Genomic DNA, 16501 nt, shown 5'->3' on the forward strand with positions numbered 1-16501 from the left:
CGGCGCAAGGCGGAACGCCGAGTCAACGGACGTTCGGGAGGAAATTGATCCATGTCGCGAAACGCGCGACGCGGCTGGCTTGTCGCGACGTCGGTGATGATGGCGATCTGCGTCTTCGCCATCTGGCAATCGCTGCTGCTGTCGCTGACCGACCGGCTTGGGCCCGGCCCCGGCTTCTTCTCCTTCTGGCTCTCGTTGCTGGGCGTGCTGTTCGCCGGGCTGCTGATCCTCGACGTGTGGCGCAAGCCGGTGATCGAGAGTGACGAGACACTGTTCCCGCGTGGCGAAAGCACCTTCCGCGTGCTGATCATCATCGGGGCAGTGGCCGGCACGACATTGCTGATGGGATGGGTCGGCTTCGAGCTGGCCATGCTGGTTTTCATCGCCGTGCTCACCTTCGCCCTCGGCGAACGCCGCTGGTACGCGATCGGCCTGTTCGCCATCGCCGGCAGCTTCGGCGTCTACTACGTCTTCACGCGCTGGCTCGACGTGCTGCTGCCTCCCGGACCCTGGGCTGCCTGATGGAATCGCTCGGATATCTGATGGCCGGCCTCGGCGCGGCCCTTTCGTTCAACAATCTGCTGTTCGCCTTTGCAGGCTGCGTGCTCGGCACGCTGATCGGCGTCCTGCCGGGCCTCGGGCCGGCTGCCGGGACCGCGATCCTGATCCCGCTGACCTTCAATCTCGATGCGACCGGCGCCATCATCATGCTGTGCGCCATCTACTATGGCGCCATGTACGGCGGCACGATCACCTCGGTGCTGATCAACGTGCCGGGTGAAGCCGCCTCGGTCGTCACCTGCATCGACGGCTACCAGATGGCCAAGCAGGGACGCGCGGGATCTGCGCTCGCCATCGCCGCCATCGGCTCGTTCGTCGGCGGCATCGTCGCCACGATCCTGCTGGTGGCCGTTGCCGCGCCGCTGGCCAGCCTGGCGCTCAAGTTCGGACCGGCCGAGTTCTTCGCCCTGATGGTCGCGGGCCTCTGCCTCGTGGTCGGCCTGGCCGGCCGCAACATCCTGGCGGCGCTGCTGATGACGGCGCTCGGCCTGCTCCTGTCCCTCATCGGCATGGACCCCGTCCGCGGCGCGCCGCGTTTCACCTTCGGCATCGAGGAACTCTATGACGGCATCGGCTTCGTGCCGGTCGTGATGGGCCTGTTCGGCGTCGGCGAACTGCTGCTGGCGGCGGAAGCGCGCCAGACCCACCTGATCCAGGCCGACCTCAAGAAGTGGTATCCGACGCGCGACGAATGGCGCCGGTCGTCCGGTGCCATCGGGCGCGGTACCGTGATCGGCTTCGTGCTGGGCCTGATCCCCGGCGTGGGGGCGATCGTCCCGACCTTCATGGCCTACGTACTGGAGAAGCGCATCTCCAAGAATCCGGAACGCTTCGGCAAGGGCGCCATCGAAGGCGTCGCCTCGGCGGAGACAGCCAACAACGCCTATGCCAACGGCTCCATGGTGCCTCTGCTGGCGCTGGGCGTGCCGAGTTCGCCCACCATCGCGGTGCTGATGGGCGCCTTCATCGTCAATGGGCTGACGCCGGGACCCTTCCTGTTCCAGGAGAAGCCGGAACTCGTCTGGACGGTCATCGCCTCGTTCTTCGTCGGCAACGTACTGCTACTGATCCTGAACCTGCCGCTGGTCGGGCTGTGGGCGCGGCTGCTCAAGATCCCCTTCTCCTATCTCTGCACCGGGGTGCTCATCTTCTGCATCATCGGCGCCTACGGGCTGAAGCAGAGCCTGTTCGACGTCTGGGTCATGCTGGGCTTCGGCGTGCTGGGCTACATCCTGCGCAAACTCGACTTCCCGATCGCGCCGGCGATCCTGGCGCTGATCCTGGGGCCGATGATGGAGAAGTCGCTGCGGACGACGCTGGAGATTTCGGGCGGCAGCTTCGCCATCTTCCTCGACCGACCGCTCGCGCTCGCCCTGCTCGCCGTGCCGCTCATCGTGCTGGCGGCCATTGTCGTGCGACCGCGCGCCTTCGCCAACCTGAGACAAACAGACATCGAATGAAAAGGAGGACTCTCATGCTTCGCAGACGCACCCTGATCGCCGCAGCCGGCGCCACCGCTCTCGCGCCCCCCGCCTTCGCGCAGAACTTCCCGCGCAAGGCCGTGCAGATGATCGTCGCCTTCCCGGCCGGCGGGAACACCGACATCGGCGCCCGCATCCTCGCCTCGATCGCGGAGAAGGATCTCGGCCAGCCCATCACCGTCGTGAACAAGGGCGGCGCCGGCGGCCAGATCGGCTTCACCGAGGGCGCCCGCGCGCGGCCGGACGGCTACACCGTCACCTTCATCAACCTGCCGAGCGTCAGCACGATCGTTCTCGATCCGGAGCGCAAGGCGGCGTTCAAGATGGACAGCTTCGTGCCCGTGGTGAACCAGGTGCTCGACCCCGGCGTGGTGTGGGTGAAGGCGGACAGCCCCTACAAGACCTTCGCCGACCTGCTCGACGCCGCCAAAAAAGCGCCCGGCAAGATCAGCGCCTGCACCACCGGCATCCTGAGCGACGACCATCTGGCGATCCTGATGGTCGACGACGCGGCCAAGGTCGACTTCCGCATCGTCCACTTCGAGGGCTCCGCCCAGCAGCTCACCGGCGTCATGGGCGGCCATGTCGATTGCGCCTTCGACAATGTCGGCGGCATCGTGAAGCGCGTGAAGTCGGGCGAGCTGCGGGCCCTCGTCGTCACCGACGACGTGCGCTCCAAGTTCCTGCCGGACGTGCCGACCACCAAGGAGCTCGGCTTCCCGTCGGTGATCTCCTCCTCGACGCGCGGCATCGCCGTGCCGAAGGGCACGCCCGCCGACGCGATCAAGGTCCTCGAGACCGCCTTCCTGAAGGCGATCAACGATCCCGAGCACATCAAGAAGATGGACGAGCAGGGCCTCGCGCTGAAGCCGATGGTCGGTGCGGAGTACGCGAAGTACTACGCCGACTCGCATGCGGCGGCGACGAAATATACGGAGTGGGCTCTCAAACAACGTTAACGTTGTTTGAGAGCGGTGGGCGGCAGCGCTTGTAACCAAGCGCGAGAGCCCACACGGGACAGAATAGATAAGAATTCTTGCTGCGGCTTTGACCCCTCCGCCCTCGTAAGACGAGGGCACCTCCCCTTCGCGGCATCCGCGAAGGGGAGGTAAATGAGGAGCCCTACTTCTTCCCGAGCTGATTGAACGGCACGTCCTTGTCGACACGAATATCGGCGGGCAGTCCCAGCACGCGCTCGGCCACGATGTTGCGCAGGATCTCGTCGGTGCCGCCGGCGATGCGGAAGCCGGCGCCGCCGATCCATTGCGCCTGGAAGCCGGCCGCGAAGGGCACGTCCTCCTTCATGATGCCGGCATGGCCCATCAGCTCCATTGCGAAGGCGCCCATGTCCTGCATCTTGGGCGCGGCAACGATCTTGATGATCGAGGATTCCGGACCCGGCGTCTGGCCCTTGGAGAGCGCCGTCAGCGTGCGGTAGCGGGTGAGCTTGAGGCCCTGCTGCTGCACGTACCAGTCGGCGATCTTCGAGCGGACCTGCTGGTTGCGGATCGCCGCGCCGTCTTCCAGCTCGGTCTCGCGCGCCAGCTCCATCAGCTCGTCGATATCGAGGCCGCCCGACGGCAGGCCGACAGCGAGACGCTCGTTCATGAGTGTCGTGAGCGCGGCCTTCCAGCCCTCGCCCACCTTGCCCAGCCGCTGGCTGTCGGGGATGCGGACGTTGGTGAAGAACACCTCGTTGAAGTTGGCGCCGCCCGACATCTGCTTGATCGGACGGACCTCGACGCCCGGCGTCTTCATGTCGAGGAAGAACATGGTGAGACCGGCATGCTTGGGAACATTCGGATCCGTGCGCGTGATCACGATGCCGAAGTCGCAATAGTGGGCGCCCGACGTCCAGACCTTCTGGCCGTTGATGATCCAGTCGTCGCCGTCGCGCTCGGCCTTGGTGCGGATGCCCGCCACGTCGGATCCGGCCGCCGGCTCGGAGAAGAGCTGGCACCACACTTCCTGGCCATGCAGCGCGGGCTTCACGTAGCGCTTGAGCTGCTCGGGCGTGGCATAGGCCATCATGGTCGGGATGCACATGCCCAGCCCGATGTCGAAGAAGCCCAGCGGCACCAGATAGTTCGCCTCCTCCTGCTGGTAGATCACCTGCAGGATCGGCGAAGCACCACGACCTCCGAACTCCTTGGGCCAGGTCAGGCGCGCGTAGCCGGCCGTGGCCTTCTTGTCCTGCCACTCCTTGGCTTTCTTCAGCAGCTCGGGGTCGTCGTTGCGCGCGCGGTTGCTTTGCGTGTCGTCGCTCTTGCGCGTGGCATTGGCGTTGAGCCAGCTGCGCACTTCCTGACGGAAGGCGGCTTCTTCCTGGGTGTCGTTGAAATCCATCGTTCCCTCCTAGGCCGCGTTCTTCTGTTCGAGACGGGTCACCAGCTTGTCCTTCCACGCCATCGGACCGCCGATCGACAGGGCCAGCAGGCGCGAGCGGCGATAGTGGAACTGCGTGTCGGCCTCCCAGGTGAAGCCGATGCCGCCATGGGTCTGGATGTTCTCCTTGGCCGCGAAGTCGTAGGCGTCGGTCGCGGCAATGCGCGCCGCCGCCGCGGCGAGCGGCAGGTCGGCGCCGTCCTCGGTCAGCATCATCGCGCCGTAGTAGGCGTTGGAGCGTGCCAGCTCGAGCTTCACGTAGCAGTCCGCCAGCTTGTGCTTGATCGCCTGGTAGGAGCCGATCGCACGCCCGAAGGCCTGGCGCTGCAGCGCATAGTCGCGCGCCATCCACATCGCGGCCTCCGCGCCGCCCACCTGGGCGAATGCGAAGTAGACCGCCGCCGCATCGTAGAGCCGCTCGAGCAGGCGCCAGCCTTCGCCCTCGCCGCCCAGCAGCTCGGCCGTCGCGTCGTTGAACGTGAGTTCGGCATGCTTGCGCGCCGGATCAATCGTCTCGATGCGCTTCTTCGCAACGCCCGTTTGCGTGAGATCGACCAGCACGAGCGACACCGCGCGATCGCCGGAGCCGCCGCTGTTGGCGAGCACGATGGCGAAGGTCGCGGCTTCGCCATCGGTCACCGGCAGCTTCCTGCCGTTGAGACGGCCGCCACCGAACGTCGTGCGGATGTTGCGCGGCTTCGGCGGCTGCGCGCCTTCGGCGATGGCCAGCGTGCCGATCGCCTTGCCCGACGCGAGTTCGGGCAGCCATTTCTTCTTCTGCGCGTCGGAGCCCGCGAGCTTCAGCGCCTCCGTCGCCAGCACGACCGACGTGTCGAACGGCACCGGCGCCGCGGCGCGGCCGATCTCCTCGGCGACGACGCAGACCTCCAGCGGCGACAGTCCCATGCCGCCATATTCTTCGGGAATGCCGAGGGCCGGCACGCCGAGATCGACGAGTCCTTTCCAGACATCTTCCGCGTGTGTTTCGGGTCCGTCGAGCACGCGCCGCACCACTTTGGTGGGGCACTTGTCGGCGAGGAATTTGCGAACCTGCTCCTTGAGCAGCTTCTGGTCGTCGGAGAAATCGAAGTTCATGATGCCTGACCCTAGCAAGCCTGCTCCGCTCGGGGAACGGCTCTGGGTTCCGACAGGCGGGTTGTGCTGCGCATTATGGTGAACGTTATGAACACTGACGAAATCAAGGACTGGCACGCACACGTCTACTTCGACGAAGCGTCGCGAGACGCGGCGTGGGCGTTGCGCGAGCGTATCGAGAAGACCTTCCCCATCGAGATGGGCCGCTTCCATGAGAAGCCGGTCGGGCCGCATCCGCGCTTCAGCTATCAGGTCGCCCTGAAGAACGAACAGTTCGAGCCGGTCCTGTCATGGCTGACCCTGAACCGCGGCGAACTTACGGTGTTCATTCATCCCAACACCGGGCACGATCTGGAGGATCATCGCGACCGCGCGATCTGGATGGGCCAGCAGGTGCCGCTGGTCCTCGACATCTTCACGAAGAAGGACTGACCCGATGGACTCCCTGCTCCCGCTCGCCCAACGCGTCGGCGAAAAACTGAAAGCCCGCAAAGAGACCGTCGGCATTTCCGAATCGTCGGCTGGCGGTCTGATTTCCGCCGCGCTGCTCGCCATACCGGGCGCCTCGGCCTATTTCATGGGCGGCGCCGTCGTCTACACCCGGCCGGCCGGCGATGCCTTCCTCGCCGTGCCGCGCGAGAAGCGCGCCGGCGTCCGCTCCTCCTCCGAGCCGTGGGCGCTGCTGGCCGCCGAGCATGTCCGCGAACGTCTCAAGACGACCTGGGGCCTGGCCGAGACTGGCGCCTCGGGTCCGACCGGCAATTCCTATGGCGATCCCGCGGGACACACCTGCGTGGCCGTCGTCGGCCCCCACGGGAATGTGGCGCGCACCCTGCGCACCGGCTCCGACGATCGCGTCGCCAACATGCGCGCCTTCGCCGCCGAAGCGCTCAAGCTTTTGGACGAACAGCTTTCCTGAGATCAGCCGATGGGCCGCTTCAGCGCGGCGATCGCCAGGAACACCCAGCCCGCGATGAAGGCGAGACCGCCGATCGGCGCCACGGCGCCGAACCATCGCGGGCCGCCGAACGACAGGGAATAGAGCGCGCCGGGGAAGAGGACGCTGCCCGCGAGGAACAGCCACAAAGCGACGACGGCCAGGCGCACGCTCACGAGCTCTGCGCCGGCCAGGGCGCATACGCCCAGCATCGCCAGGGCATGGAACATCTGATAGTGGCTGCCGGTCTGCAGCCAGTCGCGCGCCTTCAGACCGGCTTCCGTGCGCAGGTCCAGACCATGCGCGGCGAACGCGCCGACGATGACGGAGATCGCGCCGCTCAGCGCGGCAACGACGATCCAGAGCCGCGCGGCGTCGCCCATCGGACTATTGCTGCTGCGGCCGCGACGGGCGGCCGCCGGCGGTCATGCCGCCGTCGATCACCAGCTCCTGGCCGGTGATGTAGTTCGACGCGTCGCTGCTCAGGAACAGAACGCCATTGGCGATGTCCTGCGCCTCGCCGACTCGCGGCAGCGGCACCGAAGCGGCGGCGCGCTCGCGCGGATCGATCGGGGCGTTGCGGCGATTGCCTTCGGCGCCGGTCGGGATCTTCTCCCAGATCGGCGTGGCGATGATGCCGGGATGCACCGAATTGCAGCGGATGTTGTCGGCCGCGTGCTCGAGCGCCACCGACTTGGCCAGCAGGCGAACGCCGCCCTTGGTCGCCGAATAGGCCGCGAGGCCCGGCGCGCCGCGCAGGCCGGCGACCGACGACATCAGCACGATCGAGCCGCCACCCACCCGCTTCATCGCGGGAATCGAATATTTGATGGAGAGGAACACGCCGTCGAGGTTGATCGCCTGCTGACGCTGCCAGTCGGCGAGCGTCATGGTCGCGATCGGCGACATGATGCCGATGCCGGCATTCGCCACCATGATGTCGAGGCGGCCGTAGCGCTTCTCGGCGTCGGCGACGATGCCCGGCCACGCGCCTTCGTCGCGCACGTCATGACGCACATAGTGCGCCTTGCCGCCGGCTTTGATGATGCGCTCGACGACACCCTTTCCCAGCGTGTCGTCGATATCGGTGATGAGAACCGACGCGCCTTCGCGTGCCAGCGTTTCGGCACAGGCCTCGCCGATGCCGGAAGCACCACCCGTGACGATGGCGACCTTGCCCGAGACCTGAGCCATCTCAATCTCCCTCGATGCTGACGGCGTCACTGTAGCTTTCCCCCACCCAGCCTCCCCCGTCTGACGGGGGAGGTGCCCTCAGGCGCCTGTGAAGGCGCCGCGGCGGAGGGGGAAAGCCAGGGACGTGGTGTTAGCGGTTCTTCCAGTTGCCGGGGCGCTTCTCGGCGTACGACTTGACGCCTTCCTTGAAGTCCTCGGTCTTGCGCGTCCAGTCCTGCTCGGTGAGCTCACGCTCGGTCGCCGCCTCGGCGCCGTCGGCGAAGCCACGGCGCATCGTCTCACGCGTCGACATCACCGCGAGCGGCGCGCTCTCGGCGATCTCCTGCGCGAGCTTGATCGCTTCCTTGCGGACGTCGGCGAGCGGCGCCAGCACGTCGGCCAGGCCCCACTCCACCGCCTGCTCGCCACCGATGCGGCGGCCGGTGAGAAACATCAGGTTCGCCTTCTGCTGTCCGATCAGGCGCGGCAGCGTGTAGGTGAGCGAGAAACCGGGATGGAAGCCGAGGCGCGTGAAGTTGGCGGCGAAGCGCGCTTCCGGCGCGGCGACGCGGAAGTCCGGCATCAGCGCGAGGCCGAGGCCGCCGCCGATCGCCGGGCCCTGCACGGCCGCAACGCTCGGCTTCTTGGCACGGAACAGGCGCGTGGCTTCCTTGTAGAGATGCTTGCCGCTCTCGGCCGCGCCGGTCTGCGGGCGGTTGGCGAAATCGGCGCCGGCGCAGAACGACTTGCCCTGGGCGCACAGCACGTAGGCGCGGATCTTGTCGTCGCGGTCGAACGCCTCGAAGGCATCGGCGATCTGGTTGATCAGCGAGTTGTCGAAGAAGTTGTGCGGCGGCCGTTGGATCTCGACGATTCCGACCGCGCCTTCGGTGCTGATTCCGATATCCGTGAAGGTGCTGCTCATGTGTTTTCTCCCGCGTTGAAAATCCGGTTAACTTGGGCCGGATACTGCCCCGGCAGGGGGCACGCGTCGATACGGGAGGAAAAGGAATGCCGCAAAGCGAACGACACGCCCTGGTGCTGGGCGGAGGCACGATGGGCGTCGGAATCATCGCCATGTTCCTGGGCGGCGGCTGGAAGGTGGACGTCGTGTCGCGCTCCGCTTCGACCCGCGACGGCCTGCCTGCGGCGACATCCCGCGCGCTTCAGGCGATGGGAAAACCGGGCGATGTCTCGGGCCTCGCGACCTATGCGACCCTCGAGGAGGCGCCCTGGGCCAAGATCGACATCGCGGTCGAGACGGTGACGGAGGATCTGGCGCTCAAGCAGAAGATCTTCGCCGACATGGAGAAGCTTTCCCGTCCCGGCGTGCCGCTCACCTCGAACTCGTCGAGCTTCCCGATCAGCGAAATCGGCAAGGGCCTGGCGAGTCAGGACCGCATGATGGGCCTGCACTTCTTCATGCCCGCGCACCTGATCCCGCTGGTCGAGGTTGTGCGCTCCGTTCACACCGATGTGGCGCTGGCCGAGAAGGTCGGCGCGATCATGAGCGACCTGGGCAAGCGGCCCGTCCAGGTGAAGAAGGACGTGATCGGCTTCCTGGGCAACCGCATCCAGGGCGCGCTGATGCGCGAGGCGCTGTGGCTGATCGAGGAAGGCGTCGCCTCGCCCGAGGACATCGACGCCACCGTGCGTCTCTCCTTCGGCTTCCGCTACGCCGCCGCCGGCCCGATCACGCAGAAAGAGCATTCGGGTTGGGATACGACCTGTGCCGTCGCCAAGATCATCTGGCCCGACCTCAGCAATGCCGACGGCCCGCCGCCGGTCCTGCAGCGCAATGTCGACCAGGGCCGCATCGGCTTCAAGACCAAGGGCGGCTTCTTCGACTGGGACGATGCCTCGATAGCGAAAGAGCGCGCCCGATATGAGCGCGCTCTCTCTAAATGTCTGGAAATCTTCCGCGAGGAAGGAATTCTCTAGCTAGGCAGCGCGGCCTCGACCGCGGCCACCGCCGCCGCCGCCTCCACCGCCGAAGCGCCGGCCCTTCCACTGGGGACGCGGACCCTGCGGACGATCGCCGGCCGGGCGATCGCCTTGCGGGCGGTCGCCGTGGGGACGGTCGCCGTGCGGACGCGGCGCATACTGGCCGCCGCCACCATTGTGGTTCGGACGATCGCCGAACGAGCGCGGGCGGTCACCCTGCGGGCGATCGCCATGGGGACGATCACCCTGCGGACGATCACCCTGCGCGCGATCGAAGCGGTCGCCCTGCGGACGATCACCATGGGGACGATCACCATGGGGACGATCGCCATGAGGACGGTCACCACGGGGGCGGTCGCCGAACGGGCGATCACCCTGCGGGCGCGGACCACGCGGACGATCACCCTGGGGGCGGTCGCCGTGAGGACGATCACCGTGGGGACGATCACCCTGCGGGGCATCGCGGAAGTCGCCACCGCGGAACTGGCTGTCGGCATGCGCCGGCGGACGGTCGCCGCGCGAACGATCATGGTTGGCACGGTCGCCGAACGAGCGATGACCGCCGGGACGACCGCCGCCGCCAGGACGACCACCGCCACCGGGACGGCCGGCGCCACGCGGACCACCACGGCCCTCGCGGGGACGCTCGTCGCGATCATCACGATCGTCGCCCTCAGCGCGCGCCTTGGGCGGCGGCAACTGCGGCATGTCTTCGTTGGCCGGCGTCGGGACGACCGGGATCCGCTGGTTGGTCAGCCGCTCGATACCCTTGAGCTGGCCGCGCTCGCTGCCGTCGCAGAACGAGATCGCGATGCCCGAGGCGCCGGCGCGCGCGGTGCGGCCGATACGATGGACATAGCTCTCGGCATCGGCCGGCAGCTCGAAGTTGATGACGTGGGTCACGCCCTGCACGTCGATGCCGCGCGAGGCGAGATCGGTCGCGACCAGGACGCGGGCCTTGCCGCGGCTGAAATTGTCGAGCGCCTTCTGGCGGGCGTTCTGCGACTTGTTGCCGTGGATCGCCTCGGAGCGCACGCCGCGATCTTCCAGCGCCTCGGCGACGCGGTTGGCGCCGCGCTTGGTGCGCGTGAAGATGATGACGCGCTCGAGGCTCTCATCGGTCAGGAGATGATTGAGCAGGGTGCGCTTGAGGCCGGCGTTCACGAAGTAGACGCGCTGGTCGATCTTCTCGACGGTGCGGCCCTGCGGCGCGATCTCGACCTTCTCCGGGTTCTTGAGAATTTCCGCAGAAAGCTTGGCGATGTCGTTCGGCATGGTGGCCGAGAACAGCAGCGTCTGGCGGTTCTTCGAGACCGAGGCCGCGATGCGACGGACGTCGCGGATGAAGCCCATGTCGAACATGCGATCGGCTTCGTCGAGCACGAAGAAGCTGACCTGTCCGAGCTTCACGTTGCCGCGCTCGACGAGATCGAGCAGACGGCCGGGCGTGGCGATCAGGATGTCGACGCCGCGCGACAGGGTCTCGATCTGGCGACCGTAACCCAGGCCGCCAACGACGGTGCAGAGGCGCAGGCCGAGGCCGCGACCATAGGTGTCGAAGCTGCGGGCGATCTGGACCGCGAGTTCGCGGGTCGGCGCCAGCACGAGGGCGCGCGGGCTCTTGGGCTGGGCGCGTTCCTTCGACTCGGACAGAAGCTGCAGCACGGGCAGCGCGAACGCCGCCGTCTTGCCGGTACCGGTCTGGGCGATGCCCAGCACATCACGGCCCTGCAGCAGGGCCGGAATCGTGCGCGCCTGGATGGGCGTCGGCACGGTGTAGTTCGCGGCGTTCAATGCACGCAGCAGCGGCTCGGCCAGACCGAGGCTCGCAAACGTAACTTCACTCACTGAAAATCCTTACTTGCCGCCGGCGTGCCTTCTGGGCACGCGCATCTGTGGCGGCGTTAGGCCCGTTCCCGCGCGCGGCTGGGACGGCTCTTGTCTTGGGGGATTGTCTCGGGATGAGGCGCCGTCACAAAGGAATGGGGCGCGTCGCGCGATCGCGAGAAATCTTTGAAGCCCGCTTACCTGCGAGCTGGCGCGTATATGATGCTGCAGCGCAGCGGAGTCAAGCGGATTGCTGGCCTTCCAGCAGGCCGCTCCCTAGAGTGTCTTCAAAACAAGCACTTAGGGAGTGAACGATGCGCCGCAGACAGCTTCTCACGGCCGCAGCCGCCGCGGTAGCCGCACCGTCGATCGGGACCAGCGCCCGGGCTCAGACCTTTCCCGCCAAGCCGGTCCGGATTCTCATCCCGTACGCACCGGGCGGCACCTCCGACATCCTCGCGCGCCTGATGCAGCCGCACCTGCAGGCCGCCCTCGGCCAGTCGGTCGTCGTCGAGAACCGCACCGGCGCCAACGGTAACATCGCCGTCGACATGGTCGCGAAGTCGGCCCCCGACGGCTACACGCTGGTGCTGACCGACCTCGGCAATCTCACGATCTCACCCTCGGTGATGAAATTGCCGTTCGACGTCGCCAAGGACTTCAACGCCGTCACCGTGCTGGCCTACACGCCGCACCTGCTCGCCGCCGCGCCGGATCGTCCCTACAAGACCGCGGCCGAATTGATTGCATTCGCCAAGGCCAATCCGGACAAGCTGAACTACGCGACGGCGGGGCTGGGCAGCGCGCCGCATCTCGCGGGCGCCCTGTTCGCCCACTCGCTCGGCCTCAAGATCACCTTCATCCCGATGAAGGGCGGCGCCGAGGCGATCCAGCAGGTCGCGGGCGGCCATGCCGACGCGCTGTTCAACGGCATGATCGCCACCCTGCCGCATGTGAAGAGCGGCAAGCTGCGCGGGCTGGCTGTGTCGAGCGCCACGCGCAACGAGTTGGCGCCCGATCTCCCGACCGTAATCGAGGCGGCCGGCATCAAGGACTTCGTGACCGGAAGCTGGCAGGGCTTCCTGGCCGCCCGGGGCACGCCGCCGGAAGTACTGGAGCGTCTCTATGTCGAGATCGACAAGACGACGAAGATCCCCGAGGTGGCGGCGCGGCTCAAGGAACTCGGCGCCGAGCCGGTTCTCTACAAGCCCGCGCAGAGCGATACCTGGCGCACCCGCGAGGTCGAAAACTGGGCGAAGGTGGTAAAGGATACCGGCATCAAGCTCGAATAGGGCTCCCGGAGACCGGCATGGAGTTCGCCGCCGTATGACACCACGAGCGGCCGCCTTCGGTCGTAACAACACGTCCCGTGGCGCGATCTTCACCATGCTCGCCATGCTGGGGTTCGCCGGTATGGACACGATCTCCAAGTGGATGGTGGCCGACTATCCGATCGGCCAGATGATGTGGGTCCGTTATGCCGTCTTCTGCCTGTTCGCCTGGCTGATCGTTCGCCGCCGCGGCCTGCGCGCCGCCGCGCGCTCGGCACGCCCGTGGCTGCAGTTCGGCCGTGCCTTGCTGGCGGCGATCGAAAGTGCGGTGTTCGTGCTGGCCTTCCGCTACCTGCCGCTGGCGGACACTCATGCGGTCGCCGCCACCTCGCCGCTGATCGTGATCGCGCTCGGCGTGCTGTTCCTCGGCGAGCGCGCAGGACCGGCCCGATGGGCGGCCGTGGCTGCCGGTTTCGTCGGCGTGCTGCTGATCGTGCGACCGGGCTTCCGCGAACTCGACTGGCCGCTCCTGCTGCCGGTGGCCGGCGCCGTCCTGTGGGGCGGCTACCAGATTCTGGTGCGCCTGTGCTCGCGCACCGACACACCCGACACGACGCTGGTCTGGTCGGCCTTCGTGGCGTTCGGCGCCACGACGCTGGTCGGGCCGTGGCAATGGGTCTGGCCGGACGCCAAGGGCTGGGCCCTGCTGTTCGCCATCGCCTCGCTGGGCGCGCTGGCGCACTACTCGCTGATCAAGGCGCTCGACTATGCCGAGGCGGGCGCCGTGCAGCCCTACAGCTACACGCTGCTGGTCTTCGTCACGATCCTGGGCGCCATCGTCTTCGGTGACATTCCCGACGCCTGGACCCTGGCCGGCGCCGCCGTGATCGTGGCCTCAGGCCTCTACACGTGGCACCGCGAGAGGCGCGCGGCTTCCCCGGCCGCATAGGCGTGTGCACTCCAGCTGGGCAGTCCTTGTCATCGCGAGCGGGGTAACCCCCGCTCTGGAGCGACGCGCAGGATCTCGCGTCCGCTACGGAGTCCTTTGGTCGGCCCGTCAGGTCCTTCGCTTCACTCAGGACGACAGATCCGCCTCTACTCCCTGACGCAGGACAGGTCGCCTTCCTGGCAATTGAGCTGGGCCTCGAGGTCCTTCACGCGCACGAGCGTGAGGCGCGCCTGGCATTGAGCGACGATCATGCCGTGGATCGAGCCACCGTCGGTAGGCGCGCCGATGAAGGCGCATTCCCGGTCGCGAAAGCGGATCCACGCCTCTTCAGCCGCCTGAAGGCGGGTGCGGCTCTCGGGTCCGAGGCGTGTCCGCAGCTTGGTGTAGGCGGCATTCAGTTGCCGGTCCGCGTCCTGCAGGGCCGCTCCCGCCTGCTGATTGAGGTCCATCTGGCTCTGCGCAAAGCCCGTCAGCGGCACGAAATGCATCGCCACCGCCGAGCCGAGAAGCGCGACCAGGCGCCGGATCATCGCGGCCACGCCCTCAGCGCGACGAGGCCGCCATCGATCGGCAGCATCACGCCGGTCACCCAGCGCGATTCGTCGGAGGCGAGATAGACGGCGCCATGGGCGATATCCCAGGCCGTGCCCTCGACCTGCATCGGCACCATCTTCTTGCGCCGGTCCCGCGCTTCGTCGCCGAGATGCGCCACCATCGGCGTGTGTACCGAGCCGACGATGATGCAGTTGGCACGGATGTTCTGGGTCGCATAGTCGGCCGCGACCGACAGGGTGAAACCATGGAGGCCGGCCTTGGCCGTCGCGTAGGCCACCGCGCCGGCGCTTCCCATCAAACCCAGGGCACCGGCGATCGACGACACCATGATGATCGAGCCGCCGCCGCCTTCCTTCATGCGCGGCAGGCAGGACTTGGTGCAGAGCATGGTCGTCGTGAGGTTGGTCTCCAGTACCTTGTTCCAGGTCTCGAGCGTGACGGTCTCCGGCGTGCCCGGCCCGCCGATGCCGACATTGTTGTGCAGGATGTCGAGGCGGCCGTAGGTCTTCATCGCGAAGTCGGCCATCGCCTCGGCCTCGTCGGCCTTCGCCACGTCGGCCGCGAACACCGACGCCTCGCCGCCCTCGCCCTTGATCTGCTCGGCGAGCTTCTCGGCGCGCTCGGCGCTGCGGTTCACCAGCACGACCTTGGCGCCTTCCTTGGCGAACAGCAGCGCCGTCGCCATGCCGTTGCCCACGCCCTCGCCGCGTGGCGCTGCGCCCGTCACCACCGCCACCTTGCCCTGCAGCCGTCCGGCCATGTCTACTCTCCGCCCAGATGATTTGAGGCGCGGACCTTAGCCGGGAGACGAACGCAATGACCAGCAAGACGGAGACCTTCGAGGGCGGCTGCACCTGCCGGCATGTCCGCTACAGGCTCACCTCCAGGCCGCTGTTTGTGCATTGCTGCCACTGCCGCTGGTGCCAGCGCGATTCGGGAACCGCCTTCGCGATGAACGCGATGATCGAGGCCGCCCGGGTCGAGAGGCTGGGCGGCGACGTCGAGGTGATCGACACGCCGACGCTCAGCGGCAAGGGCCAGAAGATCTCGCGCTGCCCGAAATGCCGCATCGCGGTGTGGAGCAACTATTCCGGCGCCGGACCGACCGTCCATTTCGTGCGCGTCGGCACGCTCGACGAGCCTGACCGATTGCCGCCCGACGTCCATATCTTCACCATGAGCAAACAGCCCTGGGTCGCGCTCCCCGCCGGCGTGCCGGCCGTCGAGGAGTATTACGACCGCACGCAGCTCTGGCCGGCGGATAGCCTCGAACGGTTTGCGACGTTGAGGGCGAAGAGCGCGTCCTGATATAGGTCCGGCGAAAATCACTGGGAGGAAAAAGAAAGTATGAAAGCGTTGAGTATATTGGCGTTCGTCCTGACCGCCTTTGCGAGCCTGTCCGCGCAGGCCGAGTATCCCGACCGGGCCATTACGGTCATCGTCCCCTTCCCGCCGGGCGGCGCGTCGGACATGACGGCCCGCCTGCTCACCAAGAAGCTGGCCGAACGCGTGAGCCAGTCGGTCGTGGTCGACAATCGCGGCGGCGCCAATGGCTCGATCGGCGCGGCGGCGCTGAAGCAGGCCAAGCCCGACGGCTACACGTTCCTCGTGGGTTCGATCGGCGTGTTCGGCATCAATCCGGCCCTCTTCAAGGACCTGCGCTACAATCCGCTCGAGGATTTCGACCTGCTCAGCGTCGCCGTGCGCACGCCCAACGTTCTGGTGGCCAATCCCGGTTTCCCCGCCAACACCGTCGCCGAGCTCGTCGAGTACCTGAAGAAGAACCCCGACAAGGTGACCTTCGCCTCGTCCGGCACCGGTTCGTCCGATCACCTGACGGCGGCGCTGTTCCTGCAGAAGACCGGTACCACCGGCATCCACGTTCCCTACAAAGGCGGCGGACCGGCCATCAGCGACCTGATCTCGGGCCACGCCAACGTCTCGTTCCAGAATCTGGGCGCGATCGCCCAGCACGTGAAGTCGGGCAAGCTGAAGGCGCTCGGCGTAACCAGTGCCGCGCGGGCGCCCGCGCTGCCGGACGTTCCGACCATGACCGAAGCCGGCGTGAAGGATCTCGAAGTCTACTCGTGGCAGGCCGCGGCCGCACCGAAGGGCCTGCCGGCCGACGTGCGCCAGAAGCTCGAAGCCGAGCTGATCGCCTCGGCCACGGCGCCCGACATCAAGGCGCAGTTCGAGGCGGTGGGCTTCGAAGTCGTCGCCAGCAATGGCGAGGAGTTCGCCAAGTTCCTCACGGGCGAGATCGCCCGCTGGAGGAACGTCATCGAAGTCGGGAAGATCTCGGCCGAGTAGCCGTCAGTCAATT

General features: G+C 67.0%; 18 protein-coding genes. 10 read left to right on the forward strand and 8 right to left on the reverse strand.

Going from position 1 to position 16501, the window contains the following annotated elements:
• Positions 1–51: 51 nt before the first annotated feature.
• Genes ACQY78_RS11505 through ACQY78_RS11515 form a run of 3 tightly spaced genes read left to right on the forward strand, consistent with a single transcriptional unit; the run spans position 52 to position 3001 of the window.
• Positions 52–522, forward strand: coding sequence for a tripartite tricarboxylate transporter TctB family protein (locus ACQY78_RS11505; protein ID WP_428685710.1), 471 nt, complete (start codon positions 52–54; stop codon positions 520–522).
• Positions 522–2021, forward strand: coding sequence for a tripartite tricarboxylate transporter permease (locus ACQY78_RS11510; protein WP_428685712.1), 1500 nt, complete (start codon positions 522–524; stop codon positions 2019–2021). Before ACQY78_RS11505 ends, ACQY78_RS11510 begins: the two co-directional genes overlap by 1 nt.
• Positions 2022–2035: 14 nt before the next feature.
• Entirely contained in the window at positions 2036–3001 is a 966-nt protein-coding gene (locus ACQY78_RS11515; protein ID WP_428685714.1) for a tripartite tricarboxylate transporter substrate binding protein, read from the forward strand.
• A 163-nt stretch (positions 3002–3164) separates the two neighbouring features.
• Here the strand turns inward: ACQY78_RS11515 and ACQY78_RS11520 are convergent, their stop codons facing one another.
• Together ACQY78_RS11520 and ACQY78_RS11525 are read right to left on the reverse strand one after the other, a co-directional pair.
• Positions 3165–4388 carry an acyl-CoA dehydrogenase family protein gene (locus ACQY78_RS11520; protein WP_428685716.1) on the reverse strand — a complete coding sequence of 408 codons (1224 nt, stop codon included), beginning with the start codon at positions 4386–4388 and terminating at the stop codon, positions 3165–3167.
• Between the two features lie 9 nt (positions 4389–4397).
• On the reverse strand, positions 4398–5522 hold the full coding sequence (locus ACQY78_RS11525) for an acyl-CoA dehydrogenase family protein (protein WP_422030934.1): 1125 nt from the start codon (positions 5520–5522) through the stop codon (positions 4398–4400).
• A gap of 87 nt (positions 5523–5609) precedes the next feature.
• Here ACQY78_RS11525 and ACQY78_RS11530 point away from each other — a divergent pair, with 87 nt between their 5' ends.
• A complete protein-coding gene (locus ACQY78_RS11530; protein ID WP_422030936.1) occupies positions 5610–5954 on the forward strand; it encodes a DOPA 4,5-dioxygenase family protein in 345 nt (114 codons plus the stop codon).
• A 4-nt stretch (positions 5955–5958) separates the two neighbouring features.
• Complete coding sequence (locus ACQY78_RS11535; protein ID WP_428685719.1) at positions 5959–6441, forward strand: CinA family protein; 483 nt, start codon at positions 5959–5961, stop codon at positions 6439–6441.
• A gap of 2 nt (positions 6442–6443) precedes the next feature.
• On the opposite strand, the gene ACQY78_RS11540 is transcribed toward ACQY78_RS11535, so the two are convergent.
• From ACQY78_RS11540 to ACQY78_RS11550, 3 genes are all read right to left on the reverse strand, one after another.
• On the reverse strand, positions 6444–6842 hold the full coding sequence (locus ACQY78_RS11540; protein ID WP_428685721.1) for a DUF423 domain-containing protein: 399 nt from the start codon (positions 6840–6842) through the stop codon (positions 6444–6446).
• 4 nt (positions 6843–6846) lie between these two features.
• On the reverse strand, positions 6847–7653 hold the full coding sequence (locus ACQY78_RS11545; RefSeq protein ID WP_428685723.1) for an SDR family NAD(P)-dependent oxidoreductase: 807 nt from the start codon (positions 7651–7653) through the stop codon (positions 6847–6849).
• Between the two features lie 130 nt (positions 7654–7783).
• Positions 7784–8557 carry an enoyl-CoA hydratase/isomerase family protein gene (locus tag ACQY78_RS11550; protein WP_428685725.1) on the reverse strand — a complete coding sequence of 258 codons (774 nt, stop codon included), beginning with the start codon at positions 8555–8557 and terminating at the stop codon, positions 7784–7786.
• An 86-nt stretch (positions 8558–8643) separates the two neighbouring features.
• On the opposite strand from ACQY78_RS11550, the gene ACQY78_RS11555 reads away from it, so the two are divergent.
• Complete coding sequence (locus ACQY78_RS11555; protein WP_428685727.1) at positions 8644–9573, forward strand: 3-hydroxyacyl-CoA dehydrogenase family protein; 930 nt, start codon at positions 8644–8646, stop codon at positions 9571–9573.
• Here ACQY78_RS11555 and ACQY78_RS11560 read toward each other — a convergent pair whose 3' ends face one another.
• Positions 9574–11424, reverse strand: coding sequence for a DEAD/DEAH box helicase (locus tag ACQY78_RS11560; protein ID WP_428685729.1), 1851 nt, complete (start codon positions 11422–11424; stop codon positions 9574–9576).
• A 293-nt stretch (positions 11425–11717) separates the two neighbouring features.
• Between ACQY78_RS11560 and ACQY78_RS11565 the strand changes: the two genes are divergently transcribed.
• Together ACQY78_RS11565 and ACQY78_RS11570 are read left to right on the forward strand one after the other, a co-directional pair.
• Entirely contained in the window at positions 11718–12695 is a 978-nt protein-coding gene (locus tag ACQY78_RS11565; protein WP_428685731.1) for a Bug family tripartite tricarboxylate transporter substrate binding protein, read from the forward strand.
• Positions 12696–12729: 34 nt separating this feature from the next.
• Positions 12730–13623 carry a DMT family transporter gene (locus ACQY78_RS11570; protein WP_428685733.1) on the forward strand — a complete coding sequence of 298 codons (894 nt, stop codon included), beginning with the start codon at positions 12730–12732 and terminating at the stop codon, positions 13621–13623.
• A gap of 146 nt (positions 13624–13769) precedes the next feature.
• Here ACQY78_RS11570 and ACQY78_RS11575 read toward each other — a convergent pair whose 3' ends face one another.
• Together ACQY78_RS11575 and ACQY78_RS11580 are read right to left on the reverse strand one after the other, a co-directional pair.
• Positions 13770–14153, reverse strand: coding sequence for a lysozyme inhibitor LprI family protein (locus tag ACQY78_RS11575; RefSeq protein ID WP_428685735.1), 384 nt, complete (start codon positions 14151–14153; stop codon positions 13770–13772).
• Positions 14150–14938 carry an SDR family NAD(P)-dependent oxidoreductase gene (locus tag ACQY78_RS11580; RefSeq protein ID WP_428685737.1) on the reverse strand — a complete coding sequence of 263 codons (789 nt, stop codon included), beginning with the start codon at positions 14936–14938 and terminating at the stop codon, positions 14150–14152. The genes ACQY78_RS11575 and ACQY78_RS11580 overlap by 4 nt, the downstream gene beginning before the upstream one ends.
• Before the next feature lie 56 nt (positions 14939–14994).
• Between ACQY78_RS11580 and ACQY78_RS11585 the strand changes: the two genes are divergently transcribed.
• Together ACQY78_RS11585 and ACQY78_RS11590 are read left to right on the forward strand one after the other, a co-directional pair.
• Entirely contained in the window at positions 14995–15486 is a 492-nt protein-coding gene (locus tag ACQY78_RS11585; protein WP_428685739.1) for a GFA family protein, read from the forward strand.
• Between the two features lie 39 nt (positions 15487–15525).
• The gene (locus ACQY78_RS11590; protein ID WP_428685741.1) at positions 15526–16488 is read left to right on the forward strand and encodes a Bug family tripartite tricarboxylate transporter substrate binding protein; all 963 of its coding nucleotides are present in this window, start codon (positions 15526–15528) and stop codon (positions 16486–16488) included.
• The last annotated feature ends 13 nt before the right edge of the window (positions 16489–16501 follow it).

It is taken from the genome of Reyranella sp. (assembly GCF_965279625.1).
Lineage (GTDB): Bacteria > Pseudomonadota > Alphaproteobacteria > Reyranellales > Reyranellaceae > Reyranella.